The sequence below is a fragment of the Microbacterium algihabitans genome (assembly GCF_032464975.1).
GTDB lineage: Bacteria > Actinomycetota > Actinomycetes > Actinomycetales > Microbacteriaceae > Microbacterium > Microbacterium algihabitans.
In genome coordinates this window covers 172,577-195,945 of sequence record NZ_JAWDIU010000002.1, presented here as the reverse complement: position 1 = coordinate 195,945, position 23,369 = coordinate 172,577, and the positions used below count along the sequence as shown (strand labels likewise).

At 70.6% G+C, this 23,369-nt stretch carries 29 protein-coding genes; 24 read left to right on the top strand and 5 right to left on the bottom strand.

All coding sequences use genetic code 11. From position 1 onward, the window contains the following. Positions 1 to 34 precede the first annotated feature (34 nt). Positions 35 to 1,579, top strand: coding sequence for a signal recognition particle protein (gene ffh, locus RWH43_RS08200; RefSeq protein WP_144834921.1), 1,545 nt, complete (start codon positions 35 to 37; stop codon positions 1,577 to 1,579). Between the two features lie 12 nt (positions 1,580 to 1,591). On the opposite strand, the gene RWH43_RS08195 is transcribed toward ffh, so the two are convergent. Then, complete coding sequence (locus RWH43_RS08195) at positions 1,592 to 2,323, bottom strand: SGNH/GDSL hydrolase family protein (RefSeq protein ID WP_144834923.1); 732 nt, start codon at positions 2,321 to 2,323, stop codon at positions 1,592 to 1,594. Positions 2,324 to 2,371: 48 nt separating this feature from the next. After that, entirely contained in the window at positions 2,372 to 3,535 is a 1,164-nt protein-coding gene (locus tag RWH43_RS08190) for a glutamate--cysteine ligase (protein ID WP_144834924.1), read from the bottom strand. Between the two features lie 233 nt (positions 3,536 to 3,768). Here RWH43_RS08190 and rpsP point away from each other — a divergent pair, with 233 nt between their 5' ends. From rpsP to trmD, 4 genes are read left to right on the top strand one after another with little or no spacing between them, the layout of a single operon-like run. Beyond that, entirely contained in the window at positions 3,769 to 4,182 is a 414-nt protein-coding gene (gene rpsP / locus RWH43_RS08185) for a 30S ribosomal protein S16 (RefSeq protein WP_144834926.1), read from the top strand. Positions 4,183 to 4,187: 5 nt separating this feature from the next. Next, complete coding sequence (locus tag RWH43_RS08180) at positions 4,188 to 4,418, top strand: RNA-binding protein (protein ID WP_144834927.1); 231 nt, start codon at positions 4,188 to 4,190, stop codon at positions 4,416 to 4,418. Beyond that, complete coding sequence (gene rimM / locus RWH43_RS08175; RefSeq protein WP_316001194.1) at positions 4,418 to 5,062, top strand: ribosome maturation factor RimM; 645 nt, start codon at positions 4,418 to 4,420, stop codon at positions 5,060 to 5,062. Before RWH43_RS08180 ends, rimM begins: the two co-directional genes overlap by 1 nt. Before the next feature lies 1 nt (position 5,063). Continuing rightward, complete coding sequence (gene trmD / locus RWH43_RS08170; RefSeq protein WP_144834931.1) at positions 5,064 to 5,753, top strand: tRNA (guanosine(37)-N1)-methyltransferase TrmD; 690 nt, start codon at positions 5,064 to 5,066, stop codon at positions 5,751 to 5,753. A gap of 173 nt (positions 5,754 to 5,926) precedes the next feature. On the opposite strand, the gene map is transcribed toward trmD, so the two are convergent. Continuing rightward, complete coding sequence (gene map, locus RWH43_RS08165; RefSeq protein WP_144834933.1) at positions 5,927 to 6,709, bottom strand: type I methionyl aminopeptidase; 783 nt, start codon at positions 6,707 to 6,709, stop codon at positions 5,927 to 5,929. Between the two features lie 112 nt (positions 6,710 to 6,821). Here map and RWH43_RS08160 point away from each other — a divergent pair, with 112 nt between their 5' ends. From RWH43_RS08160 to RWH43_RS08115, 10 genes are all read left to right on the top strand, one after another. Then, positions 6,822 to 7,313 carry an MFS transporter permease gene (locus tag RWH43_RS08160; RefSeq protein ID WP_230704745.1) on the top strand — a complete coding sequence of 164 codons (492 nt, stop codon included), beginning with the start codon at positions 6,822 to 6,824 and terminating at the stop codon, positions 7,311 to 7,313. A gap of 161 nt (positions 7,314 to 7,474) precedes the next feature. Continuing rightward, positions 7,475 to 7,822: a 50S ribosomal protein L19 gene (gene rplS / locus RWH43_RS08155; RefSeq protein WP_144835051.1), complete on the top strand. Its 348-nt coding sequence runs from the start codon at positions 7,475 to 7,477 to the stop codon at positions 7,820 to 7,822. Positions 7,823 to 7,964: 142 nt separating this feature from the next. Further along, positions 7,965 to 8,714, top strand: a complete 750-nt coding sequence (lepB, locus tag RWH43_RS08150) for a signal peptidase I (protein WP_144834935.1) — start codon at positions 7,965 to 7,967, stop codon at positions 8,712 to 8,714. Continuing rightward, entirely contained in the window at positions 8,711 to 9,364 is a 654-nt protein-coding gene (gene rnhB / locus RWH43_RS08145; protein WP_154096506.1) for a ribonuclease HII, read from the top strand. Before lepB ends, rnhB begins: the two co-directional genes overlap by 4 nt. An 88-nt stretch (positions 9,365 to 9,452) precedes the next feature. Then, positions 9,453 to 9,776, top strand: coding sequence for a DUF2469 family protein (locus RWH43_RS08140; protein ID WP_055836674.1), 324 nt, complete (start codon positions 9,453 to 9,455; stop codon positions 9,774 to 9,776). Between the two features lie 93 nt (positions 9,777 to 9,869). After that, complete coding sequence (locus RWH43_RS08135; protein ID WP_144834939.1) at positions 9,870 to 10,232, top strand: YraN family protein; 363 nt, start codon at positions 9,870 to 9,872, stop codon at positions 10,230 to 10,232. Then, positions 10,229 to 11,752: a YifB family Mg chelatase-like AAA ATPase gene (locus RWH43_RS08130; protein ID WP_316001193.1), complete on the top strand. Its 1,524-nt coding sequence runs from the start codon at positions 10,229 to 10,231 to the stop codon at positions 11,750 to 11,752. The genes RWH43_RS08135 and RWH43_RS08130 overlap by 4 nt, the downstream gene beginning before the upstream one ends. Continuing rightward, complete coding sequence (dprA, locus tag RWH43_RS08125) at positions 11,749 to 12,906, top strand: DNA-processing protein DprA (protein ID WP_316001192.1); 1,158 nt, start codon at positions 11,749 to 11,751, stop codon at positions 12,904 to 12,906. The genes RWH43_RS08130 and dprA overlap by 4 nt, the downstream gene beginning before the upstream one ends. A 75-nt stretch (positions 12,907 to 12,981) precedes the next feature. After that, positions 12,982 to 13,938, top strand: a complete 957-nt coding sequence (locus tag RWH43_RS08120; RefSeq protein WP_316001191.1) for a tyrosine recombinase XerC — start codon at positions 12,982 to 12,984, stop codon at positions 13,936 to 13,938. 55 nt (positions 13,939 to 13,993) lie between these two features. Further along, entirely contained in the window at positions 13,994 to 14,623 is a 630-nt protein-coding gene (locus RWH43_RS08115) for a YdhT family protein (RefSeq protein ID WP_316001190.1), read from the top strand. Between the two features lie 23 nt (positions 14,624 to 14,646). Here the strand turns inward: RWH43_RS08115 and RWH43_RS08110 are convergent, their stop codons facing one another. Continuing rightward, positions 14,647 to 15,144 carry a murein hydrolase activator EnvC family protein gene (locus RWH43_RS08110; protein ID WP_316001189.1) on the bottom strand — a complete coding sequence of 166 codons (498 nt, stop codon included), beginning with the start codon at positions 15,142 to 15,144 and terminating at the stop codon, positions 14,647 to 14,649. 314 nt (positions 15,145 to 15,458) lie between these two features. Here RWH43_RS08110 and rpsB point away from each other — a divergent pair, with 314 nt between their 5' ends. From rpsB to RWH43_RS08065, 9 genes are all read left to right on the top strand, one after another. Further along, entirely contained in the window at positions 15,459 to 16,349 is an 891-nt protein-coding gene (rpsB, locus tag RWH43_RS08105; protein WP_316001188.1) for a 30S ribosomal protein S2, read from the top strand. A 153-nt stretch (positions 16,350 to 16,502) separates the two neighbouring features. Further along, positions 16,503 to 17,330, top strand: a complete 828-nt coding sequence (gene tsf, locus RWH43_RS08100; RefSeq protein ID WP_144834952.1) for a translation elongation factor Ts — start codon at positions 16,503 to 16,505, stop codon at positions 17,328 to 17,330. A gap of 148 nt (positions 17,331 to 17,478) precedes the next feature. Continuing rightward, entirely contained in the window at positions 17,479 to 18,195 is a 717-nt protein-coding gene (gene pyrH, locus RWH43_RS08095) for a UMP kinase (RefSeq protein WP_316001187.1), read from the top strand. A 77-nt stretch (positions 18,196 to 18,272) separates the two neighbouring features. Continuing rightward, on the top strand, positions 18,273 to 18,827 hold the full coding sequence (gene frr / locus RWH43_RS08090; protein ID WP_144834956.1) for a ribosome recycling factor: 555 nt from the start codon (positions 18,273 to 18,275) through the stop codon (positions 18,825 to 18,827). A gap of 5 nt (positions 18,828 to 18,832) precedes the next feature. Next, positions 18,833 to 19,882: a phosphatidate cytidylyltransferase gene (locus RWH43_RS08085; RefSeq protein WP_144834958.1), complete on the top strand. Its 1,050-nt coding sequence runs from the start codon at positions 18,833 to 18,835 to the stop codon at positions 19,880 to 19,882. After that, positions 19,879 to 20,454, top strand: a complete 576-nt coding sequence (locus RWH43_RS08080) for a DivIVA domain-containing protein (RefSeq protein ID WP_144834960.1) — start codon at positions 19,879 to 19,881, stop codon at positions 20,452 to 20,454. Before RWH43_RS08085 ends, RWH43_RS08080 begins: the two co-directional genes overlap by 4 nt. 49 nt (positions 20,455 to 20,503) lie before the next feature. Beyond that, on the top strand, positions 20,504 to 21,232 hold the full coding sequence (locus RWH43_RS08075) for an aggregation-promoting factor C-terminal-like domain-containing protein (RefSeq protein WP_316001186.1): 729 nt from the start codon (positions 20,504 to 20,506) through the stop codon (positions 21,230 to 21,232). A gap of 9 nt (positions 21,233 to 21,241) precedes the next feature. Then, positions 21,242 to 21,529: an Rv1322 family protein gene (locus RWH43_RS08070; RefSeq protein WP_316001185.1), complete on the top strand. Its 288-nt coding sequence runs from the start codon at positions 21,242 to 21,244 to the stop codon at positions 21,527 to 21,529. After that, positions 21,529 to 22,251 (top strand): alpha/beta hydrolase, encoded by a 723-nt coding sequence (locus tag RWH43_RS08065; protein WP_316001184.1) that lies wholly within the window; start codon positions 21,529 to 21,531, stop codon positions 22,249 to 22,251. The genes RWH43_RS08070 and RWH43_RS08065 overlap by 1 nt, the downstream gene beginning before the upstream one ends. Before the next feature lie 9 nt (positions 22,252 to 22,260). On the opposite strand, the gene RWH43_RS08060 is transcribed toward RWH43_RS08065, so the two are convergent. Then, the gene (locus tag RWH43_RS08060; protein WP_144834966.1) at positions 22,261 to 23,334 is read right to left on the bottom strand and encodes an AI-2E family transporter; all 1,074 of its coding nucleotides are present in this window, start codon (positions 23,332 to 23,334) and stop codon (positions 22,261 to 22,263) included. Positions 23,335 to 23,369 lie beyond the last annotated feature (35 nt).

Below are 23,369 nucleotides of genomic sequence, written 5' to 3'. Positions count from 1 at the left end.
GGACGGGCCCCGTCCCGCGTAAACTCGTCTCATCATGGCGACTTTCGGCACCCTCTCCGACCGGCTCACAGAGACCTTCCGCACTCTCCGGAAGAAGGGCCAGCTCACGCCCGCCGACGTCGACGGGACGGTGCGCGAGATCCGCCGTGCCCTCCTCGACGCCGACGTCGCGCTGCCCGTGGTCAAGGAGTTCACCGCCGCGGTGCGCGAGCGCGCCCTGGGCGACGAGGTCAACCGCGCGCTCAACCCCGCGCAGCAGGTCGTGCAGATCGTCAACGACGAGCTCATCGGCATCCTGGGCGGTCAGCAGCGTCGCCTGCAGTTCGCCAAGAACCCGCCCACGGTCATCATGCTCGCCGGGCTCCAGGGCTCGGGTAAGACCACCTTCGCGGGCAAGCTCGCGAAGATGCTCGAGAAAGACGGCCACACCCCGCTTCTCGTGGCGTGCGACCTCCAGCGCCCGAACGCCGTCAACCAGCTGCAGGTCGTCGCCGAGCGCGCCGGCGCCGCGATCTACGCGCCCGAGCCCGGCAACGGGGTCGGCGACCCGGTGAAGGTCGCCCGCGACGGCGTCGCCTACGCCACGCGTCAGCAGCACGACATCGTCATCATCGACACCGCCGGTCGCCTGGGCGTCGACGCCGAGCTCATGAAGCAGGCGTCCGACATCCGCAAGGCCACCGAGCCCGACGAGGTGCTGTTCGTCATCGACGCGATGATCGGTCAAGACGCGGTCAACACCGCCAAGGCGTTCCAGGACGGCGTCGACTTCACCGGTGTCGTGCTGTCGAAGCTCGACGGTGACGCCCGCGGTGGAGCCGCCCTCTCGGTCGCCTCGGTCACCGGCCGCCCCATCATCTTCGCGTCGACCGGTGAGGGCCTCGACGACGTCGAGCCCTTCCACCCCGATCGCATGGCATCCCGCATCCTCGACCTCGGTGACATCCTCACCCTGATCGAGCAGGCGCAGTCGGCCTTCGACGAGGCCGAGGCGATGAAGGTCGCCGAGAAGCTCGCGACCGAGACCTTCACCCTCGAGGACTTCCTCGAGCAGATGCAGCAGATGAAGAAGATGGGCTCCATGAAGAAGATGCTCGGGATGCTCCCGGGCATGGGAAACATGAAGCAGCAGCTCGAAGACTTCGACGAGCGCGAGATCGACCGCACCGAGGCGATCATCCGATCGATGACCCTCGTCGAGCGTCGCAACCCCAAGATCCTCAACGGCTCCCGCCGCCTGCGCATCGCGCGCGGTTCGGGCATGACCGTCACCGACGTCAACCAGCTCGTGCAGCGCTTCGACCAGGCCGCCAAGATGATGAAGACCGTCGCGCGCGGCGGTGTGCCCAACATCCCCGGCATGGGCCCCGTCGGCGGCAAGCCCGGCGCCTCGTCCAAGCGCGGCAAGCAGCAGAAGGCCAAGGGCTCGCGTTCGGGCAACCCGGCCAAGCGCGCCGCAGAGAACGCCGGCATCGCGGCATCCGCCCCCGCCACCGGCTCGGGCTTCGGCCTGGGCGGGCAGAAGGCGCCGAGCGAGGCCGATCTCGCCGAGCTGCAGAAGATGCTCGGCCGCGGCTGAGCCCCGGCTCTTCTACGGCAGCACGTCGGCGTCCTGCAACGCCGACATGACCGTCTGCTCGATCGCCCGCTGACCGCGGGCGGTCGGGTGCACGTCGTCGTCCTGCATCCACTCGGGGTGGCCCACAAGCGGCTGACCGACGTCGACGAACGTTCCCCCGACCTCGTCGACGGCGTCGCGCAGGGCGTCGGAGGTGACGGCGGTGTCGTCGGGCACGTCGGGGTCGTCGTTCCAGATCGTGCTCAACCCGACGATGCGCGCGTCGGGGGCGGCGTCGTGGATCTGCGACACGGTGTCGGAGGTGTCGCTGCGGATCTCGTCGCCGTCCTCCCAGAAATCGTTGCTCGAGGACTCCACGATCACCAACTGGGGCTGCAGAGCCGCCACCGCGGGCACGAATCCGGCGTAGGTCGTTCCGCACCCGCCCTGCACGACGAAGCCCATGCCGGGGCAGGCGAGGTTGGTCAGCGCGAGATGCGCGCGATCGCCGAGCAGCACCGGCCATGCCTCTTCGGGCGGCAGGTTGTATCCGGACATGAGCGAATCGCCGATCGTGACGACCCGCAGCGGCCGCGTCGAGTCAGGAGACGGCGCCGGGCTCGCCGACGCCTCCAGCTCGGGAGCCGCGAAGGTCGGAGAGGGGGCGGATGCCGTGGGCTCGGGCGCGCACGCGCTGAGGGCCAGCACGAGGCCCACCGCGACGACGACCAGCGACGGCGTCGACCGGGGGCGCGCGGAGACCATGGGGCGATCCTAGGAGCGCGCGCCTATGAACCAGCGCGGAGTCGCTTCTCAGACACGCAAGGCCGCGAGGTGTTCGCGCAGCGTGGGACCTCCACGGAACTCGCGGATCAGGTGCTGAACGACCTCGCGCAGATCGCCGTCGGCGGCCTCGGCCACCGCGATCTGACGCGCCGAGCTGCCGCCCGTGGCGAGGATGGTCTCGAGGCTCGCGAACTCCTTCGCGCAGTGCAGCTCCAGGGCCACGCCGGCCAGCTCCTCCATGGTCTCGCGGAGGTGCTCCACCACCGGACGCTGCGTGCCCTCGCGGTCGACGATCACGCGCGCATCGAGGCCGTAGCGCGCCGCGCGCCACTTGTTCTCGCGGGCGTACCAGGCCGGAATCCCCGGCAGCGGCTTGCCGTCGTCGATCAAGCGCGAGAAGTGCTCCACGAGCGTCTGCGCGAGGGCGGCCACCGCGGCCAGTTCCGGCAGGGTCGACATGCCGTCGCACGCGCGGATCTCGACGGTGCCCCACTTGGGCGCCGGACGGATGTCCCACCGCACCTCGCTGGCATCCGCCATCACCCCGGTGCGGACCATGTCGTCGAGGTAGTCCTCGAACTCGCCCCAGGTCTCGAGCTGCCAGGGGAGACCCGCGGTCGGCAGCTGCTGGAACACCAGCGCGCGGTTCGAGGCGTACCCCGTGCGCTCACCCGCCCAGAACGGGCTCGACGCCGACAGTGCCTGCAGGTGGGGGAGGAAGACGGTGAGCGCGTTGACGATCGGCACGACCTTCTCGACGTCGTCGACGCCGATGTGCACGTGGATGCCCCAGATCATCATGTTGCGCCCCCACCACTGGGTGCGCTCGATGAGCGTGTGGTAGCGCGTCTTGTCGGTGACCTGCTGGTCGTACCACTGCGCGAACGGGTGACTGCCGGCGCAGAGCAGTTCGACGCCGCGCGGCTCGGTCTCTTCGCGCAGCGCGCCGATGGCGTCGGCGATGTCGTCGACGGCCTCCGCGACGGTGTGTCCGACGCCGCTGGTCACCTCGACGGTGTTGGTCAGCAGCTCTCCGGTGACGGTGAAGCGCTCGAGGGCCGTGCGCTCCTCGAGCTCTTCGAGGATCTCGGGGGCCCGGGGTGCGAGGTCGCCCGTGCCACGGTCGGCGAGCATGAGCTCCCACTCCAACCCCACGGACGAGCGCGTCGATGCAGCGAACGGCAGCCTCATGCGGTCAGTCTGACACGGGGCCCGCGGGGTGGGCTGCTCCGCTACCATGCACGACGGCGCGTGTCGTTTCGCGTCGCCTGTCACGCGGCGGCCCGGGGATCTGGCAGAATAGAGGGCTGGACCCGCTACTCGACCCTCTATCCAGTATTGGTCCACCCTTTTGAGCTTCCGCCGGGTGTGCACCCCACTCTCCAGGCGACCGGTTCGTTCGTTTTTCATCATCAGGAGTCATCGTGGCTGTCAAGATCCGTCTCAAGCGCCTCGGAAAGATCCGCGCGCCCTACTACCGCATCGTCGTCGCCGACTCGCGCACCAAGCGCGATGGTCGTGTCATCGAGGAGATCGGCAAGTACCACCCGACCGAGGAGCCCTCGTTCATCGAGGTCGACTCGGAGCGCGCGCAGTACTGGCTGTCGGTCGGCGCCCAGCCCACCGAGCAGGTCGCCGCCATCCTCAAGCTCACGGGCGACTGGGGCACGTTCAAGGGCGACAAGAACGCCGTCTCGACCGTCAAGGTCCGCGAGCCCAAGGCTCCGTTCGAGGCCGACGCCTCGAAGAAGTCGGTCGTCAAGCCCAAGGCCGAGAAGAAGGCCGACGCTCCCGCGGAGGCGCCTGCTGACGCCGCCGCCGAGACCTCGGCCGAGTAATTCCCGTGCTGTCCGCCGCGCTCGAACACGTCGTCAAGGGGATCGTCGATCACCCCGACGCCGTGACCATCCGCTCCAGCTCGTCCCCGCGTGGCGACGTGCTGGAGGTTCGCGTGCACCCCGATGACCGGGGTCGCGTGATCGGGCGCGGCGGTCGCACCGCCAAAGCACTGCGTACGGTCGTGGCCGCTCTGGCCGACGGCCGTCGCGTGCGCGTCGACGTCGCCGACGACTGATGTCGACCGGCGACACCGCGGGCGCGCAGCCCGCCAAGACCCAGCTCCGCGTCGGACGCCTCGTCAAGGCCCACGGCCTCAAGGGCGCCTTCAAGATCGAGCTGTACACCGACGATCCCGACGGGCGTTTCACCCCCGGGAGCACGTTCACCCTGCAGGTTCCGGAGTCCTCGCCGTGGCACGGCCGCGAGCTGACGGTCCGCGAGTTCCGCTGGATGAACTCCCACCCCGTGGTCTTCTTTCAGGGGGTCGACGACCGCAACGCCGCCGAAGAGCTGGTCAAGGCGATCCTCTGGATCGACCAGGACACCGAGGCCGCCTCCACCGAAGACGACGCCTGGTACGACCACCAGCTCGTCGGTCTCGACGTGGTGCGCGACGGCGCAGTCATCGGCCGCGTCGTGCGGGTCGACCATTTCCCCGCTCAAGACCTGCTGATCGTCAAGCCCTCCGGCGACGAGCGCGAGGTGCTCGTGCCCTTCGTGAGCGCGATCGTCCCCGAGGTCGACATCGCCGGCGGCCGCGTCGTCATCACCCCGCCGACCGGTCTGTTCGAAGACCTCCCGGCCGACGTCGACGACGAGCCGGAGCCCGCGGATGCCGCGGTCGAGGCCGACGAGAACCCCGACTCCCGCGAGGACTGACGTGCGCATCGACGTCGTCTCGATCTTCCCGACGATCTTCGACGCTCTCGAGGTGTCGCTGTTGGGCAAGGCCCGGCAGAGCGGACTTCTCGACGTGCGCGTGCACGATCTGCGCGACTACACGCACGATCGACACCGCACCGTCGACGACACCCCGTACGGCGGCGGAGCCGGCATGGTCATGAAGCCGGAGCCGTGGGGCCTCGCGCTCGACGACATCGCCGGCGGCGTCGACCCGCGACCGGTCATCGTCTTCCCCTCTCCTGCCGGGGAGCGCTTCACCCAGGCCACGGCTCGCGAGCTGTCTCAGGCCCCGCACCTCGTCTTCGGGTGTGGGCGCTACGAGGGCATCGACGAGCGCGTGTTCGACTACGCGTCCGAGCTCGGCGAGGTGCGCCTGATCAGCCTCGGCGACTACGTGCTGAACGGCGGTGAAGTCGCCGTGATGGCGATGATCGAGGCCATCGGGCGTCTCGTGCCCGGCGTGGTCGGCAACCCCGAGAGCCTCGTCGAGGAGTCGCACGAAGACGGCCTCCTCGAGTACCCGTCGTTCACCAAGCCCGCCGTGTGGCGCGAGCGCGAGGTGCCGCCGGTGCTCCTGAGCGGCAACCACGGCGCCGTGGCCTCGTGGCGCCGCGAGCAGCAGATCGAGCGCACGCGCGAGCGTCGGCCCGACCTCCTCGCCGACTGAGCGTCACCGCCTTCGCGTGCGACTCCGGATGCCGCGGCATCCGGTCGTCCGACAGCGCTCGAGCGGTCGTTCGGCGCCGCGGGTGCAGGGTCTCCGCGCCTCGCGGACGACACCGGCAGGGCCGGACATGACGGATGCCGCGACCCCGAGGCCGCGGCATCCGGAAACAATCGTCAGTCGACGCCGAGGAACGAGCGATCGGTCAGCACGATCGGGCCCGCGGTGGTGATGGCGACGGTGTGCTCGGAGTGCGCTCCGCGCGAGCCGTCGACGCTGCGCAGCGTCCACCCGTCGGGGTCGGTGACCAGCTCGTCGGTGGTCTGCAGGAACCACGGCTCGAGCGCCAGCACGAGGCCGTCGCGCAGCGGGTAGCCGCGCCCGGCCTTGCCGTCGTTGGCGACGTGCGGGTCGCCGTGCATCGTGCGCCCGACGCCGTGTCCGCCGAAGTCGGTGTTGATGCTGAGGCCCTCGGCGTGCGCGACGGCGGCGATCGCGGCTGAGATGTCGCCGATCTTGTGGCCCACCGTCGCGGCCTCGATCGCCGCGGCCAGCGCGCGCTGCGAGGTGTCGATGAGGGCGAGGTCCTCGTCGCGAGCGGTGCCCACTACGAACGAGACCGCCGAGTCGGCGACCCAGCCGTCGACCGAGGCCGCGAAGTCGAGCGAGACGAGGTCGCCGTCGCGCAGCGCGTAGTCGTGGGGGAGGCCGTGCAGCACCGCGTCGTTGATCGAGGTGCACAGCACCTTGCCGAAGGGGCTCGCGCCGAACGAGGGGTGGTAGTCGATGTAGCAGGACTCGGCTCCCGCGGCGCGGATCATGTCGTGAGCGCGACGGTCGAGCTGCAGCAGGTTGGTGCCGACCTTCGTCTCGTCGCGCAGGGTCGCCAGCACTTCGGCGACGAATCGCCCGGCCGGACGCATCGCGTCGATCTCAGCCGGGGTGCGCAGTTCGATCATGGGGGTCTTCCTTCCGTCGAACTCCCATTGTCCCCGATGCGGGGCGCGTACCCGCTCCGGAGACAGAGGCATCTCAAAGCCACCGCACATGGATCGGCCATAGCATCGGTTCATGGTGCTGCGCCGAATCTTCTTCCGCTGGCTGTTCCCCGCGGCCTTCGTGCTGCCGCTGTGGTTGTTCATCGGGTGGATCGTGTTCTCGGGCGGAAGCGGCTGGGCTCTGCTCTGGCTGTTCATGGCCGCCCCCGCGGTCTTCGTGTCGCAGCTGATCCTGACCCTGGTCGTGCGGGCGCGCGCCTCCGTGCGCGAGTCGCGCGCCGTGTCGTGGCGTGATGCGGCCGGCATCGGCGTGTGGCACGTCGCGATCGTGGCGCTCGGGCTCTTCGACTCGCGGATCTTCTTCCCGCTGCTCGTGCTCTCGGTGCTCGGCGCTCTGCTGCTGTTCTGGTCGTCGCTCGCCCAGCTGTGGAACGAGGCGCGCGGAGTGGCGACCGTCATGCACACCAGCGACGGAACCGCCTACATCCCGCCCGTGCGCGAGCGTCCGGCGGCGCCGGTCGACGGCGAGGTCATCGTCGTGTCCGAGACGCGGCGGCCCGACTGAGGCCGGTTTGGCCGGGTGGTCGCGGCGTGGCAGAATAGACGATTGTGCCCTGACAGACTCTGCCTCAGGGGAGTCCGCCGCATCCCGCGGCCTCGGGCACGCCTCACCTTTTCCCCTTTAAACGTGCGATCGACCTGTGGCGGTCGCAGGAAGTGATGATCATGCAGATCCTCGACTCCGTCGACGCGGCTTCGCTGCGCTCCGACATCCCCGTCTTCGCCCCCGGCGACACCGTCAAGGTGCACGTCAACATCACCGAAGGCACCCGCTCGCGTATCCAGGTGTTCCAGGGCGTCGTCATCGGCCGCTCCGGCGACGGCGTGCGCGAGACCTTCTGCGTCCGCAAGGTCAGCTTCCAGGTCGGCGTCGAGCGCACCTTCCCGGTCCACAGCCCCGTGATCGACCACATCGAGGTCGTCACGCGCGGTGACGTGCGTCGCGCCAAGCTGTACTACCTGCGCAGCCTGCGTGGCAAGAAGGCCAAGATCAAGGAGAAGCGCGACCGCTGAGTCCGCTCTCTCGAACGCCCCGTGGGTCCGCCCACGGGGCGTTCGGCGTTTTCGCGGGTGAGCCGGTCACGGGCGGCGGCTCGGATATGCGAACCTGGTCTGTGCGGTTCCCCGACGGGCGGTGGACCCGGTGAAGGATCACATGAGCGACCAGACCGCCTCGACCTCGGATGCCGTGGCATCCCGTTCCGCCGCACCCCGGCGCCGTGGATGGGGTGCGTTCTTCCGCGACCTGCTGGTGATCGTCGTGATCGCCCTGCTCGTGTCGTTCCTGGTGAAGACCTTCGTCGTGCGCTCGTTCTACATCCCGTCGGCCTCGATGGAAAACACCCTGATGATCAAGGACCGCATCCTCGTCGACGAGCTGACCCCCCGCTTCGGGGAGTACTCGCGCGGCGACGTCGTCGTCTTCCGCGATCCCGGCGGCTGGCTCGATCAGACCCCGGCACCGGCGCGATCGCCGTTCGTCGAGGGCGTGGACTGGGTCCTCTCGCTCTTCGGCCTGTCTGCTCCCGACAGCGACGACCACCTCATCAAGCGCGTGATCGGCGTCGCCGGCGACCACGTGGTGTGCTGCAACGCGCTCGGCCAGACCGAGGTCAACGGCGTGCCGATCGACGAGCCCTACGTGCGCCTCGCGCCCGGGGCGACCGCCCCCACGCCCGTCCCGTACGACGTCACCGTCCCGGACGGTTCGCTGTGGGTGCTCGGCGACAACCGCAACAGCTCCCGCGACTCCCGCTTCAACCAGGATCAGCCCGGTCGCGGCTTCGTTCCGGTCGACAACGTCGTCGGACGCGCGTTCCTCATCACGTGGCCGTTCGACCGGTTCGGGCTGATCGACTTCCACCACGAGGTGTTCGCGGGGGTTCCCGCACCGGGAGCGCAGTGATCGAGCCCACCCTCACCCTCGAGCGGCGCCTGCTGAAAGAGCACGCGCTGATCATTGCGTGCGACGAGGTCGGGCGCGGTGCCCTGGCCGGCCCGGTGGCCGTCGGGGCGGCCGTGATCGACCCCGCGCGTTCGCGCAAGCGCGTGCCGGCGGGTCTGCGCGACTCGAAGCTCGTGCCCGAGGCGCGGCGCCCCGAGGTCGCGGCGCGTGCGGCCGCCTTCGTGCAGCACAGCGCCGTGGGGTGGGCGAGCTCGGTCGAGGTCGACGAGATCGGCATCATCCGCGCCCTGGGCCTCGCCGCGGTGCGCGCGATCGCCGATCTGCGCGCGCACGGGGTCGTGCCCGAAGACGCGCTCGTCATCCTCGACGGCAACCACGACTACATCACGCCCGCGGGGGAGTCCGGGCTGCGCGTGCAGCCCATCGTGAAGGCCGACCGCGACTGCGCGAGCGCCGCCGCGGCATCCGTCATCGCCAAGGTCGCCCGCGACACCCTCATGACCGGCCTGCACGACGACCTGCCCGCGTACGGCTGGGCGCGCAACAAGGGCTACGCCAGCCTCGACCACCGCGACGCGATCGCCGCCCACGGCATGAGCGTGCACCACCGTCACTCGTGGGCGATCGCGGCCGCGCCGACCCTGTTCTGACCGGGCGCTGCGCCCACGCCGTTCGGACGCGCCCGGGGCGCCGTACCGTGCGGCCGTGGCGGCGGGGCGCGCCTAGGATGGAGTCACCATGGATGACGACGTCTTCGAGGACTACGACCGCGAACTCGAACTGGCCCTGTACCGCGAGTACCGCGATGTCGTGCGCCAATTCACCTACGTGATCGAGACCGAGCGTCGGTTCTACCTCGCCAACGACGTCAACGTCGTGCGTCGCGACACCGAGCACGACTTCTACTTCGAGATCTCGATGACCGACGTCTGGGTGTGGGACATCTACCGCGCCGACCGCTTCGTCAAGTCGGTGCGCGTGCTGACCTTCAAAGACGTCAACGTCGAAGAGCTGTCGCGGCACGACTTCCAGCTGCCCGACGAGCTCTCGCTCGACAACTGACGCCTTCTCCCCAGCGGGCCGTCTGCGGGGCTTGTCCACAGATGGCGCCGTCCTCCCCGCGCGAGGGATGATCCGGATGCCACGCTCTCGGGCATGGCAGCGAAAGACGACCTCGGCCGAGCCGGAGAAGAGCGCGCCGTCGCCTTCCTGAGCGACGACGGCTACCGCATCATCGACCGCAATTGGCGGTGCCCGCAGGGAGAGATCGACATCGTCGCCGAGCGCGACGACACCCTCGTGGTGATCGAGGTGAAGACGCGCCGCAGCGAGGCGTTCGGTCACCCGTTCGAGGCGATCGACCGCCGCAAGGCCGAGCGGCTGTGGCGACTGGCCATGGCGTGGCTCGCCGCGCACCCCGACGAAGCCCGCGGGCGCGCCCTGCGCATCGACGCGATCGGACTCATCGGCGAAGACCCCGCGACGGCACGCCTCGAGCACCTCGAAGACGCGCTGTGACCGTCGCGCGCACCTGGGCCATCGCCCTCTCGGGCCTGCGGGGCGACCTCGTCGAGGTCGAGGCCGACGTATCGCCGCAGATGCCGGAGTTCGCCATCATCGGGCTGGCCGACAAGGCGCTCGGCGAAGCCGGCCGACGCGTGCGCAACGCCTGCGCCAACCGCGGCCTCGACCTTCCCAAGCGCCGTGTGACGGTGAACCTCTCACCGGCGAGCCTGCCCAAGCGCGGCTCGGGGTTCGACGTGGCGATCGCCGTGGCCGCCCTCGCCACGAGCGTGCGGATGGATGCCGATCACGTCGCGCAAACGGTGCACCTCGGCGAACTCGGTCTCGACGGGCGGCTGCGTCCCGTTCCGGGCGTGCTGCCGGCGGTGGTCGCCGCGCACCGCGGGGGAGTGCGGCGGGTCGTCGTGCCCGTCGCCAACGCCGCCGAGGCCCGGCTGGTCGAGGGCATCGAGGTCTTCGCCGCGGTGTGCCTCGCGGAGGTGGTGCGCTGGCACGGCGGATCCTGCGATGCGCCCGATCTCGCCCCCGTCGATGCTCCCACCGCCGCGGCCGCCGACGATGCGCCGCTCGAGCTCGCCGACGTGGTCGGGCAGTCCGAGGCGGTCGATGCGCTCGTGGTGGCGGCAGCGGGCGGGCACCACATCCTCATGAGCGGTCCGCCCGGTGCGGGCAAGACGATGCTCGCCCGACGTTTGCCCGGCATCCTGCCTCCGCTCGACGACGAGGCGGCGCTGTCGGTCGCTTCGGTGCGATCGCTCGCGGGCGAGACGGTGACGCGGCTCTCGCGGACGCCTCCCTTCGAGAGCCCGCACCACGGAGCGACCGCCGCGGCCTTGATCGGGGGCGGATCGGGCATCGTGCGTCCGGGTGCCATCGCGCGTGCGAGCGAAGGCGTGCTGTTCCTCGATGAAGGAGGAGAATTCCCCGCCGCCGTGCTCGACGCCCTGCGGCAACCGCTCGAGAGCGGCGTCATCCAGGTGCACCGGTCGGGGGTGTCCGCCACCTATCCGGCCCGGTTCCAGCTCGTCATCGCGACGAACCCGTGTCCGTGCGGCCAGTACGGGGTCGCGGGCGGATCCTGCGAGTGCGCGCCGCAGGCGATCCGCCGGTACACCCGTCGACTGTCGGGTCCCCTTCTCGACCGCATCGACATCGATCTGCGCCTGCAGCGGGTGTCGTCGGCGCGACAGGCCAGCGATGTGCAGCCCACCAGCACCGCCCAGGCGCGCGAGGTCGTGGCATCCGCCCGCGCCCGCGCGGCGCACCGGTGGGCGCAGACCCCCTGGCGGCGCAACGCCGACGTGCCCGGCACCTGGCTCCGCGGACCCGCAGCGCCCGCGGCCGACGTGCTGCGCCCGCTCGATACGGCCCTGCGCCGCGGCGCCCTCACCCTGCGCGGCTACGACCGTCTGGTCCGGGTCGCGTGGACGGTGGCCGACCTCGCCGGCCACGACGACCTGCGTGCCGACGACGTCGGCCGAGCGCTCTTCCTTCGGCAGGGATCCCGCACGTGACCGCCCTCGATCCCTCGCCGCGCGCCGCCGCGGACCTGGCGGCGGTGCGGCCCGGTGACTCCACCGACCCGAGCGACGTCTACGCCCGCGTCGTGTGGAACGTGCTGGTCGAACCCGGAGACGGGGTGGCGGGCGCGCTCATCCGCACCTATGGCGCGCGGGAGGCGCTGCGCATCGCGACGAGTGACGAGGCGCCCGAGCTGGCCCCGGCACGCGCGCGGTGGATGCCGCGTCTGCAGCCCACGGCGATCGAGGCGGCTCTCGCATCGGCCCGACGTGCGGAGGCGCGGTTCGTCGTCCCCGGCGATCCCGCATGGCCGACGCGGCTCGACGACCTCGATGACCATGCCCCGCTCGCGCTCTGGCGTCGCGGCGGACACGAGACGGCCGCCGCCCCGACGATCGCCCTCGTCGGAGCGCGTGCGGCGACAGCGTACGGCGAGGGGGTCGCCGCCGACCTCGCGGGGGATCTCGCCGCCGCGGGAGCCGCCGTCGTGTCGGGAGCCGCGTACGGAGTCGACGGAGCGTGCCATCGCGCCGCTCTGGCCGCCGGGGGAGCGACGATCGCCGTGCTGGCCGGAGGGGTCGACCGCCCGTACCCCCGCGGACACGAGGCCCTGCTGGGGCAGATCGCCGCCCGAGGCGCGGTGTGGAGCGAGACCCCGTGCGGAGCGGCGCCGACCAAGTGGAGGTTTTTGGCGCGCAACAGACTCATCGCCGCGATGGCCGACGCGGTGGTGGTCGTCGAGGCGGGGTGGCGCAGTGGCTCGCTCAACACCGCGGCGCACGCGGCGAGCCTCGGTCGGCCGCTCGGGGCGGTGCCCGGTCCGGTCACCAGCGCCGCCTCGGCCGGGTGCCATCGGGTTCTGCGCGAATACGGCGGCGTTTGCATCACCTCGGCGTCGGATGTCTGGGACATGTTGGGCGCGAGAGGTGAGCCATCGGTCGCCGACGACCGCCCCGCTCCCGAGGTCGTGCGCCTCTTCGATGCGCTGTCGGCACGCTCGCCCCGGTCGACCACCGAAGTGGCTCGGCGCAGCGGTCTGGCCCCTGACGAGGCGGGCGTGTTGCTGGGGTTCGCCGAGCTCGAGGGCCGCGTCGCGCGCGACGACGCCGGGCTGTGGCGCGCGACGAGCGCTGGGGAGGGGCGATGAGCAGGGGCGTGCCGTGCTTCCCCGCTCTGCGCGTGGCGTGCACACGGGTTCGGCGGGCACGGGCAGGCTGAAGCCATGCGTCTGTCCGAAGCCGTCGAGGGGTATCTGACTCACCTCGCCGAGGTGCGGCGGCTGTCGCCCGCGACGGTCCGTGCCTACCGATCGGATCTGACCGATCTCGTCGGCGCGGTGGGCGACGGTGCCATCGAGTCGTTGAGCGTCGACGACCTGCGGGAGTGGCAGTGGCGGGCCACCAAGGCGGGGCAGTCGAAGGCGACGTCTGCGCGGCGCACCTCGAGCGTGCGCGGCCTGTTCTCGTGGGCGGTGGAGGAGGAGATCATCGCGCTCGACCCGTCGCAGCGTCTGGTGACGCCCAAGCGGGGCCGCACCTTGCCGACCGTGGCGACGGCGGAGGCGCTGGACGGCGTTCTCGAGGCCGCCCGCGTGCGCGCCGCGGACGGTGACCCCCTCGCACTGCGCGACCACGCCGTGCTCGAGGTGCTCTACGGCTCCGGCGCCCGCGTGTCGGAGATCTGCGGGCTCGACCTCGACGACGTGGACCACGAGCGTCGCACCCTCCGCGTGCGCGGGAAGGGCGACAAAGAGCGGGTCGTCCCGTTCGGCCTGCTCGCCGGAGAGGCTCTGCAGGCCTATCTCGTGCGCGGTCGACCCGTGCTCCTGACGCGTGCCTCGGCTGCGGCTGCCGGTGCCTCCGAGTCGGCCGTCTCGCGCGGCCGTGTCGTCGAGCGAGCGCCGCGCGCCGTGTTCCTCGGTGCGAAGGGCGGCCGTCTCGGCCCGCGCGCGGTGCACGCGCTCGTCTCCGCCACCGTCGCCCCGAGCGTCGGAGCCGAGGTGCTGGGCCCGCACGCCCTCCGGCACTCCGCGGCCACCCACCTGCTCGACGGCGGCGCGGACCTCCGTTCGGTGCAGGAGATCCTGGGACACGCGAGCCTCGGGACGACGCAGATCTACACCCACGTCTCGGCCGAACGGCTGCGCGAGGCCTACCGGCTCGCGCACCCCCGAGCCTGACCCGGCTCCGCGCGCCGCGGTGGCGCCACGCACGCCCGCGTCCTAGCGTGGGGGAGTGCGAAGAGCCCGAACACCCGCCCTGCTGACAGGTGCCCTCGCGTTGGCGGCCGCTCTCGCGGCGTGCGCACCGGTCCCGCAGCCCGTCGAGACGCGCCTCCCGCCCGGCATGTCGGCATCCGCCCCCGCCCCGACCGTGTCGGTGCCCTCGCCCTCGGTCGTCACCCTCTCGCCGGCACCGTCGACGAGCGTCGCGCCTGCCCCCACGACCGCGCCCTCGGCACCCAGCGACGACCCCGGTGCCCTCTCGTGCGGTGACGGCGGCTCGCGGAGCGTGTCGGGCGCCGAACAGACAGTGCGGATCGTCGGCACCTGCTCCGAGCTGGACGTCTCGGGCTCGGCGCTCACCGTCGACGCGTCGGGCGCCACGGTGCAGACCCTGCGCATCTCGGGCGATCGCGCGCGGGTGACCGTCGCATCCGTCGACTCGCTCGTGGTGCAGGGGAACGACGGTTCCGTCACCTCCGCCGGAGCGATCGGCAGCGCCGACCTCAGCGGCGACCGGACGACCGTGCAGTCGGGCGGGACGATCTCGTCGGTCACGGTACGCGGTCAGGACAACGTCGTCCGCGCAGACGGCGGAGTCGGCTCCACCACGGTCGAGGGGCGCGGCAACCAGGTCGGGTGACGGCATCCGCCCGCCCTCCGCGGTCAACAGCAGGGGAGGAGGACCGCACGCGGCACTCCTCCGAGCAGGCGCAGCGGATTGACGTAGACGCCGTCGAGGCGCACGCCGAAATGCACCTCGCCGCGGCTCGTGTGCCCGCCCGTCGACACGACCCCCACGGGCGCTCCCCGCGCGACGGCATCGCCCACCGCGAGCTCCGTCGCGACCGGTTCGAGCGTCGTCACCAGCCCGTCGCCGTGGTCGATCGTGACCACCGCGCGCCCGGCGACCTCGCCCGCGAACGCGATCCGGCCGTCAGCGGGGGAGCGCACGCTACCCGACGCCGTCAGGTCGAGGCCGCGATGACCCGGGCCGTACGCGTGCGCGGGAGCCTCGAAGGGGCGGACGACCTGTACCGGGTCGGTCGGCCAGACCCATCCCTTCGTCGAGAGGGGGTCCCCCGGACCGGCCGCCCCGCAGACCAGGACGATCGCGGTGAGCACGACCAGAGCGCGGGCGAGACGGAGCCGAACGGGAGACATGCCGGCAGTCTCACCGCCTTCGTGAGGCCGCGCGGGCTCCATCGCCGCCTCGGTGCACGCGCGCGGCGGAAGGCGCTGTGGGGAGGAGGCGTCCTGTATGCTGGGGGGTGCATCTCGCATGTCGGGATGACTCCGCGTGCCCACAGCGCATCGCGTCGCCCTCACGGGTAGCGCACCGCGCGGCATCCACACCCCATGGTCCACCGCTTCGGCGGTCGGCGGGTGTGCGCCGGGCACCAGGCTCGTCAGACGGACCGTCTGACGCGAACAACCACAACCACGGCGCGAAAGCGCCCAGAAACAGGAGTACGACCATGGCCGTCGTCACCATCCGCCAGCTGCTCGACAGCGGCGTTCACTTCGGACACCAGACCCGCCGGTGGAACCCGAAGGTCAAGCGCTTCATCCTCACCGAGCGCAGCGGCATCCACATCATCGACCTGCAGCAGTCGCTCGGGTACATCGACAAGGCGTACGAGTTCGTCAAGGAGACCGTCGCGCACGGCGGCACCATCCTCTTCGTCGGCACCAAGAAGCAGGCGCAGGAAGTCCTCGCCGAGCAGGCGACCCGCGTGGGCCAGCCCTACGTCAACCAGCGCTGGCTCGGTGGCCTCCTCACCAACTTCCAGACGGTGTCGAAGCGCCTCGCCCGCATGAAGGAGCTCGAGGAGCTCGACTACGAGAACCCGGCTGAGAGCGGCTTCACCAAGAAGGAGCTCCTGCTCAAGAAGCGCGAGCTCGACAAGCTGCACAAGTCGCTCGGTGGTATCCGCAACCTGCAGAAGACCCCCTCGGCCATCTGGGTCGTCGACGCCAAGCGCGAGCACCTCGCGGTCGACGAGGCCAAGAAGCTCGGTATCCCCGTCATCGGCATCCTCGACACGAACGCCGACCCCGACGAGTTCCAGTACCCGATCCCCGGCAACGACGACGCGATCCGCTCGGTGAGCCTGCTCACGCGCATCATCGCCGATGCCGCCGCCGAGGGCCTCATCCAGCGTCACCAGCCCGCCGGCGAAGAAGAGGCCGCTGAGCCGCTCGCCGAGTGGGAGCGCGAGCTGCTCGAGACCCCCGCCGAGTCGACCGAGGCGCCCGCCGCCGAGTCGACCGACGAGGCTCCTGCCGCTGAGGCGACCGACGAGGCCCCCGCCGTCGAGTCGACCGAGGCCCCCGCCGCGGACGCCGAGGCCACCGACAGCAAGTAAGCCGCGAGGCACTCCGTTCGCCTCCGCGTGAACGGTGCGCCACCCGCACAGGCTACGATCCGGCGGGGTCGTGACAGCCCCCTCTTCGGAGGGCGGCGACACGGCCCCGCCGGGCTCACATACAGAACGCAAACGACAAGGAGACGCCACACCATGGCAAACTTCACGATCGCCGACATCAAGGCGCTGCGCGAGCAGCTCGGCACGGGCATGGTCGACACCAAGAAGGCGCTCGAAGAGGCTGACGGCGACGTCGAGAAGGCCGTCGAGATCCTGCGCCTCAAGGGTGCCAAGGGCAACGCCAAGCGTGCCGACCGTTCGACCAGCGAGGGCCTCGTCGCCGCGCGCGAGAACAACGGCTCGGTCACCCTGCTCGAGCTCGCCTGCGAGACCGACTTCGTCGCCAAGAACGAGCGCTTCATCGCTCTGGCCGACAAGGTCGTCGACGCGGCCGCCGCCGTCGGTGCCGACTCCGTCGAGGCCGCCCTGGCCGCCGACGTCGACGGCAAGACCGTCGAGCAGCTCATCTCGGACGAGGCCGCGATCATCGGCGAGAAGGTCGAGCTCCGTCGCGTGCGCACCATCTCGGGCGACAAGTTCGAGGTCTACCTGCACAAGACCAGCAAGGACCTGCCCCCGCAGGTCGGCGTGGTGCTCGCCTACACCGGTGACGACGCCGAGACCGCTCGCTCGATCGCGCAGCACATCTCGTTCGCGAACCCCTCGTACCTCACCCGCGACGCCGTGCCCGAGGCCGACGTCGACAAGGAGCGCGAGATCGTCACCGAGATCTCCCGCAACGAGGGCAAGCCCGAGGCCGCCCTGCCGAAGATCGTCGAAGGCCGCGTCAACGCGTTCTTCAAGCAGGTCGCCCTGCTCGACCAGGACTACGCGAAGGACAACAAGCTGTCCGTCGCCAAGGTCGCGTCCGACGCCGGTCTCACGCTGACCGACTTCGCGCGCTTCAAGGTCGGCGCGTAACCCCGAGACAGGCTCACGGCCCGTCAGAAGGCCCGGGATGCCACGGCATCCCGGGCCTTTTCCCTGCCCGCGCTCCGTCGGTGACCCGCCGTATCGGTCGCGACGGGCAGGGGGATAGTTTGTTCAAGACGAGAGGACACATCACGTGATGGATGCAGCCACCAAGCGCCGCCGAGTACTGCTGAAGCTGTCGGGGGAGGCGTTCGGCGGAGGCCAGTTGGGCGTGAACCCCGACGTCGTCAGCCAGATCGCCCGAGAGATCGCCCAGGCGACGGATCGCGTCGAGATCGCGATCGTCGTGGGCGGAGGCAACTTCTTCCGCGGAGCCGAGCTCAGCCAGCGCGGCATGGACCGCGGGCGCGCCGACTACATGGGAATGCTGGGCACGGTCATGAACGCCCTCGCCCTGCAGGACTTCCTCGAGCAGGCCGGCGCCGCCACGCGCGTGCAGTCGGCCATCTCGATGACCCAGGTCGCCGAGCCCTACATTCCGCGCCGCGCGATGCGCCACCTCGAGAAGGGCCGCGTCGTGATCTTCGGCGCCGGCGCGGGCCTGCCCTACTTCTCCACCGACACCGTGGCCGCCCAGCGCGCGCTCGAGATCGGCGCGACCGAGGTGCTCGTGGCGAAGAACGGTGTGGACGGCGTCTACACCGCCGACCCGCGCACCGACCCCTCGGCCACCAAGCTCGACCACGTGACCTACGGAGACGCCCTGCAGAAGGGCCTCAAGGTCGTCGACTCGACCGCGTTCAGCCTCTGCATGGACAACGGAATGGACATGCGGGTGTTCGGCATGGAGCCGGCCGGTAACGTCACCCAGGCGCTGCTCGGCGAGATGATGGGCACCCTCGTCACCGCGTGACGCGCCGCGCGCGGGCCCGGGGAGCCGGGCCCGCGCGCGACTAGACTGAGAAGCCAGTTCCAACGAATGGAGTCACCGTGATCGCCGATGTCCTCGCCGAAGCCGGAGCGCGCATGGATCGCGCCGTCGAGGCCGCCAAGGAGGACTTCGCGACCGTCCGCACCGGACGCGCGAACCCCCAGATGTTCCAGAAGGTCTTGGTCGACTACTACGGCTCGCCGACCCCGCTGGCGCAGCTCGCGTCGCTGAACAACCCCGAGGCTCGCACCCTCGTCATCAACCCCTACGACAAGTCCGCGTTGAAGGCCATCGAACAGGCCATCCGCGACATGCCGAACCTCGGGGTGAACCCCACGAACGACGGCACCATCGTGCGCGTCACCATGCCCGAGCTCACCCAGGACCGCCGCAAGGAGTACGTCAAGATCGTGCGAGGCAAGGGCGAAGACGCCAAGGTGCAGGTGCGCAACCTCCGCCGCAAGGCCAAGGACGACCTCGACGCCCTCAAGAGCGACGTCGGCGAAGACGAACTCGTCCGCGCCGAGAAGGAGCTCGACACCGTCACGCGCACCCACGTCGACCAGATCGACGAGGCTCTCAAGCGCAAAGAGGCCGAGCTGCTCGAGGTCTGACCCCCATGCCCGACGCCCCTGAGATTGGCGACACCGGACCCCTCGACAAGCGCGGGACCCGTCGTGCCGAGTCGGCTCGGCGTGCGCCGGTCACGGGCGAGAACGCCACCGCCATCGAAGCGCAGCTGCGCGCGATGCGCACCGACGCGGAGCGCAACATCGCCCACGCCCGTGCGGAGTTCGATCAGGCCAACGAGCGTCTGAAGCAGCGCACCGGCCGCGACCTCATCGTCGCGACGCTCATCGGTGTCGCGATCGGCGTGATCGTCGTCGCTTCGCTGATCTTCGTGAAGTGGCTGTTCGTGCTGTTCGCGGCGACCGCGATGGTGTTGGGCGTGCTGGAGTTCTCCCGCGCCCTGCAGGTCGCCGGACGCAAGGTCGACGTCGTCCCGCAGCTCGCGATGGGTTTCCTGCTGCTGCTCAGCGGGTTCTTCCTCGGGCCGTGGGTGCACTGGATCGCCCTGCTGGTGGCCATCGCGGTCGTCATCGTCTGGCGTCTCACCGCCCAGATGTTCGCCGACGACGGGCGCGCGCACATCGAGGTCATCGGCGACGTGCTCGTCGCCTCGTTCGTGCAGCTCTACGTGCCGTTCCTCACCTCGCTCGCGACGATCCTGCTCGCGCAGCCGCGCGGAGAATGGTGGGTGCTGGCGTTCCTCATCCTCGCAGTGGCCGCCGACACCGGCGCCTACGTCTCTGGCCTGACGTTCGGCCGGGGCGGACGGCATCCGATGGCCCCTCGCATCAGCCCGAAGAAGACCTGGGAAGGCTTCGCGGGCGCGTGTGCTGCGGCTCTCATCGCCGGTGCGCTGCTCGCGGTATTCATGCTGCAGGTCCCGTGGTGGGCTGGATTGATCTTCGGCGCCGTCGTGCTCGCCACAGCGACGGTGGGCGACCTCGGGGAGTCGATGGTCAAGCGCGACCTCGGCATCAAAGACATGAGCTCGTGGCTGCCCGGCCACGGCGGGGTGCTCGACCGTCTCGACTCGATCCTGCCGTCGGCCACGGCCGCCTTGGCCCTGTACTACCTGCTCGCCCCGTTGGGAGTGTCATGAGCGATACCCCGATCCACGACCGTGCGGCCGCGACGCCGTTCCCCACCGTGACCGGGCGGGCGCAGGGCTACGAGAAGCGCGCCGTCGACGCCTTCCTCGCCAAGGCCCGCGAGGCCTTCGAGCAGGACGAGACCGGAACTCTCCGCTCCTCCGAGATCCGCGCCGTCGCCTTTCCCCTCGTGAAGGGCGGGTACGCCGTGCACGCCGTCGATGCGGCCCTCGGTCGCGTCGAAGACGCCTTCGCCGCGCGGGAGCGGGAGCACGCGTTGTCGCGCTTGGGCGCGCGCGCCTGGGTCGCCGAGACCCGCGACACGGCGCAGGTGGTGCTCGACAGGTTGCAGCGCCCGCGCGGTGAACGCTTCGAGCGCGTCGGCTGGATGCACTTCGGGTACCGCGTCGACGAGGTCGACGTCGTCGCCGATCGCGTGGCCCGCTATCTCGCCGCGGGTGATCCCGTGACGGCGGAGCAGGTGCGCGCCGTCGCCTTCCGTCTGCAGCGCGGCGGGTACCGCGAGACCCAGGTCGACGCCGTGCTCGACGCCGTCGTCGAAGTCATGCTCGCTGTCGGATGAGCCGCGCGGATGGCAGCCGCCGCAATGCGTCGGTAGAATCGGCGTCACTGTGACTTCTGGTTCGGAACTCTCGCGCGCATCGTTTCGCCGCGTCGCCCGTCGGGGCGGCTCGGCCGGTGACGTCGTGCCGCCGGCCCTCCCGCGGCGCACCGCCCCGCGGTGGTCGCGTCGTCGCGGCGTCGTCGGTGTGTTCGGCGCCTGCGCCGCGGTGCTGTTCGCCGCTGCGTACGTCGGCCCGATGGGCGCCGCTCTGCAGCCCGCCCAGGCCGAGGGACCCAAGACGGTCACTCTGTACGCCCAGGGTCTCGACGACGTGCAGTCGGTGTCGACCACGGGCGAGAAGCAAGCCCCGTCTCTCGAGCGCTCCAGCTACAACGTGTACGTGAAGCCGAAGCCGACGCCGACCCCCACACCGACGTCGTCGGGCTCGAAGAAGTCGGGCTCCGGTTCGGGTTCCGGGTCGTCCTCGGGCGGGGGCGGCCCGGTGAAGTACAGCGGCGGCGGCGCTCCCGCCGACTGGATGGCCGCGGCCGGCATCTCCGAGGCCGACATGGGCTACGTCGACTACATCGTGAGCCGCGAGAGCGGGTGGAACCCCAACGCGACCAACCGTTCCTCGGGCGCATGCGGTCTCGTGCAGGCGCTGCCCTGCAGCAAGGTGCCAGGGAACGGCTACGACCCGGTCGACAACCTCCGCTGGGGCACGGGCTACGCCGTGGGCCGCTACGGCAGCTGGGCGAAAGCGTACGCCTTCTGGACCAGCAACCACTGGTGGTGAGCGGCGCCCATGCCCCGCTCCCGTAAGCGGCGTCCCGATCCGGGCCGCGGCGACGAGTCGCTCGATCGCCTCATCGCCGGCTGGAAGCGCATCGAGGTCAAGCGTGGCGTCGAGTGGACCGTCCAACCGATCTCGGCCCCGCAGGCGCAGAAGGAGTACCTCTGCCCCGGGTGCGGACGCACCGTGACCGTCGGAACGGCTCACCTCGTCGTCTGGCGTGCCGACGGCGTGCTCGGCGACGCCGCCGACCTCGCCGCACGCAGACATTGGCACACGCACTGTTGGAGGATCGCCTGATGGAGATTCGCGGACCCGTCCTTCTCCCCGCTCGACGCGAGGACATCGAACTGCGCACGGTCGACGAGCTCACCCTCGTCGGTGAACTCGCCCTGCCCGCGGACCGCGACCCGGTCGCGACGCTGGTGACCCTGCATCCGCTCCCCACGGCCGGCGGCTTCATGGACTCGCACATCCTGCGCAAGGCGGCGGGCCGTCTGCCGGCCCTGGCCGATCTGGCGGTCCTGCGGTTCAACACCCGCGGCACGACCTCGCCGCGCGGGACGAGCGAGGGCTCGTTCGACGGAGGCGCGGCCGAGTGCTTCGACGTGGCCGCCGCGGTCGACTTCGCGCGCGAGCGAGGGCTCCCGCGACCCTGGCTCGTCGGCTGGTCGTTCGGCACCGAGCTCGCGCTGAAGTACGGCCGCGATCACGACATCGAGGGCGTCATCCTGCTCTCGCCGCCCCTGCACCGCGCCACGGCCGACGAGGTGGCGGCGTGGGCGGGCGATGCGCGGCGCATGGTCGTGCTCGTTCCGGAGTTCGACGACTACCTGCGGCCGGACGACGCCCGCGAGGGCTTCGCATCGGTTCCGGATGCCACGCTCATCGCGGTCGAGGGCGGAAAGCACCTGTGGGTCGGTGAGACCCAGACGCGACGCGTCCTCACCGAGATCGTCGCCGCGGTGAATCCCGACGCGCTCCCTCTGCCGGTCGAGTGGGACGGCCCGCTCGCCGACTGAGACGGCGGCTCAGCGCTCGTTCTGCCGCGGGATGATGACCTCGCGGTAGATGATCAGCACGCTCGCGGCGACCGGGATCGCGATGAGCGCGCCGAGAAGGTTGAGCAGCGCGCCACCGGCGAGGGCGGCGATGACGACGACCGAACCGGGCACCGACACCGCGCGGTTCATGATGCGCGGCGAGATCACGTACGCCTCGATCTGCATGTAGATGAGGTAGTAGATCAGCGCGATCAACGCCAGACTCGGCGACCCGAGCCCCGGCAGCAGACACGTCAGCACGATGATCGTCGAGCCGGTCAGGGTGCCCACCAGCGGGATGAGCGAGAAGAAGAACGCCACCACGGCCAGCACCGCGGGGAAGGGGGCGCCGATGATCGACAGGAAGATCGCGCTGAGCACGCCGTTGATCACACCGAGGCTGACCTGCCCCATGACGTAGTAGCCCACGGAGTCGGTGATCTTCTCGGCCAGTTCGATGAACCGAGCGCGCTTCGACGCGGGGACGAGCTGGTAGACGGCCGACTTCAGCGAGGGGGTGGATGCCGTGAAGTAGATCGTGAGGATGAGCACGATGAACGCGCCGCCCAGGCCCGCGGCGACCGCGCCGGCGCCCGTGAGCAGGCTGTTTCCGACGATCGTGGAGATCGATCCGACATCGAGGGTCGAGAGCCACTGCTGCACGCTGGCCCAGACGTCGTCGATCTTGAGCCAGGGGAGGGTCTGCGACACCCACGTCTGCACGTTCAGAACGATCTCGTTCCACGCCCCGGGCTGCAGCAACTGTTCGATCTGCCCGACGAGCTGAGCGATCTGGCCGACGATGATCGGCACGACCATGAAGACGATCCCGGTGAAGACGCCGAGCACCCCGAGGATCGTCACCAGGACGGCGGCCCAGCGGGGGAGTCCGCGGCGCTCGAGGAACGACACCAGCGGATCGAGTCCGAGCGAGAGGAACAGGGCCGTGCCGACGTAGAGCAGGATCGTCGACAGGCTCTGCACACTGCCGATGACGAGCAGGCCGACGCCGACGCCGAGCGTCGCGAGCAACGCGACCCGGAACGGGTTGTGGATCTTCATGGGAACGGCTCCCGCCTCAGCCGGGCGGTCGTGCC

What these genes read in the sequence shown, in the direction of transcription:
- RWH43_RS08190 (WP_144834924.1), bottom strand. Translation starts at nt 3,535, where the DNA reads ATGAGGCTGCCGTTCGCTGCATCGACGCGCTCGTCCGTGGGGTTGGAG.
- rpsB (WP_316001188.1), top strand. Translation starts at nt 15,459, where the DNA reads ATGGCCGTCGTCACCATCCGCCAGCTGCTCGACAGCGGCGTTCACTTC.
- map (WP_144834933.1), bottom strand. Translation starts at nt 6,709, where the DNA reads ATGATCGAACTGCGCACCCCGGCTGAGATCGACGCGATGCGTCCGGCC.
- rplS (WP_144835051.1), top strand. Translation starts at nt 7,475, where the DNA reads ATGCAGATCCTCGACTCCGTCGACGCGGCTTCGCTGCGCTCCGACATC.
- RWH43_RS08080 (WP_144834960.1), top strand. Translation starts at nt 19,879, where the DNA reads ATGAGCGATACCCCGATCCACGACCGTGCGGCCGCGACGCCGTTCCCC.
- RWH43_RS08110 (WP_316001189.1), bottom strand. Translation starts at nt 15,144, where the DNA reads ATGTCTCCCGTTCGGCTCCGTCTCGCCCGCGCTCTGGTCGTGCTCACC.
- RWH43_RS08120 (WP_316001191.1), top strand. Translation starts at nt 12,982, where the DNA reads ATGCGTCTGTCCGAAGCCGTCGAGGGGTATCTGACTCACCTCGCCGAG.
- ffh (WP_144834921.1), top strand. Translation starts at nt 35, where the DNA reads ATGGCGACTTTCGGCACCCTCTCCGACCGGCTCACAGAGACCTTCCGC.
- tsf (WP_144834952.1), top strand. Translation starts at nt 16,503, where the DNA reads ATGGCAAACTTCACGATCGCCGACATCAAGGCGCTGCGCGAGCAGCTC.
- RWH43_RS08195 (WP_144834923.1), bottom strand. Translation starts at nt 2,323, where the DNA reads ATGGTCTCCGCGCGCCCCCGGTCGACGCCGTCGCTGGTCGTCGTCGCG.
- RWH43_RS08065 (WP_316001184.1), top strand. Translation starts at nt 21,529, where the DNA reads ATGGAGATTCGCGGACCCGTCCTTCTCCCCGCTCGACGCGAGGACATC.
- RWH43_RS08135 (WP_144834939.1), top strand. Translation starts at nt 9,870, where the DNA reads ATGGCAGCGAAAGACGACCTCGGCCGAGCCGGAGAAGAGCGCGCCGTC.
- RWH43_RS08070 (WP_316001185.1), top strand. Translation starts at nt 21,242, where the DNA reads ATGCCCCGCTCCCGTAAGCGGCGTCCCGATCCGGGCCGCGGCGACGAG.
- RWH43_RS08160 (WP_230704745.1), top strand. Translation starts at nt 6,822, where the DNA reads ATGGTGCTGCGCCGAATCTTCTTCCGCTGGCTGTTCCCCGCGGCCTTC.
- rimM (WP_316001194.1), top strand. Translation starts at nt 4,418, where the DNA reads ATGTCGACCGGCGACACCGCGGGCGCGCAGCCCGCCAAGACCCAGCTC.
- lepB (WP_144834935.1), top strand. Translation starts at nt 7,965, where the DNA reads ATGAGCGACCAGACCGCCTCGACCTCGGATGCCGTGGCATCCCGTTCC.
- RWH43_RS08140 (WP_055836674.1), top strand. Translation starts at nt 9,453, where the DNA reads ATGGATGACGACGTCTTCGAGGACTACGACCGCGAACTCGAACTGGCC.
- RWH43_RS08060 (WP_144834966.1), bottom strand. Translation starts at nt 23,334, where the DNA reads ATGAAGATCCACAACCCGTTCCGGGTCGCGTTGCTCGCGACGCTCGGC.
- RWH43_RS08085 (WP_144834958.1), top strand. Translation starts at nt 18,833, where the DNA reads ATGCCCGACGCCCCTGAGATTGGCGACACCGGACCCCTCGACAAGCGC.
- pyrH (WP_316001187.1), top strand. Translation starts at nt 17,479, where the DNA reads ATGGATGCAGCCACCAAGCGCCGCCGAGTACTGCTGAAGCTGTCGGGG.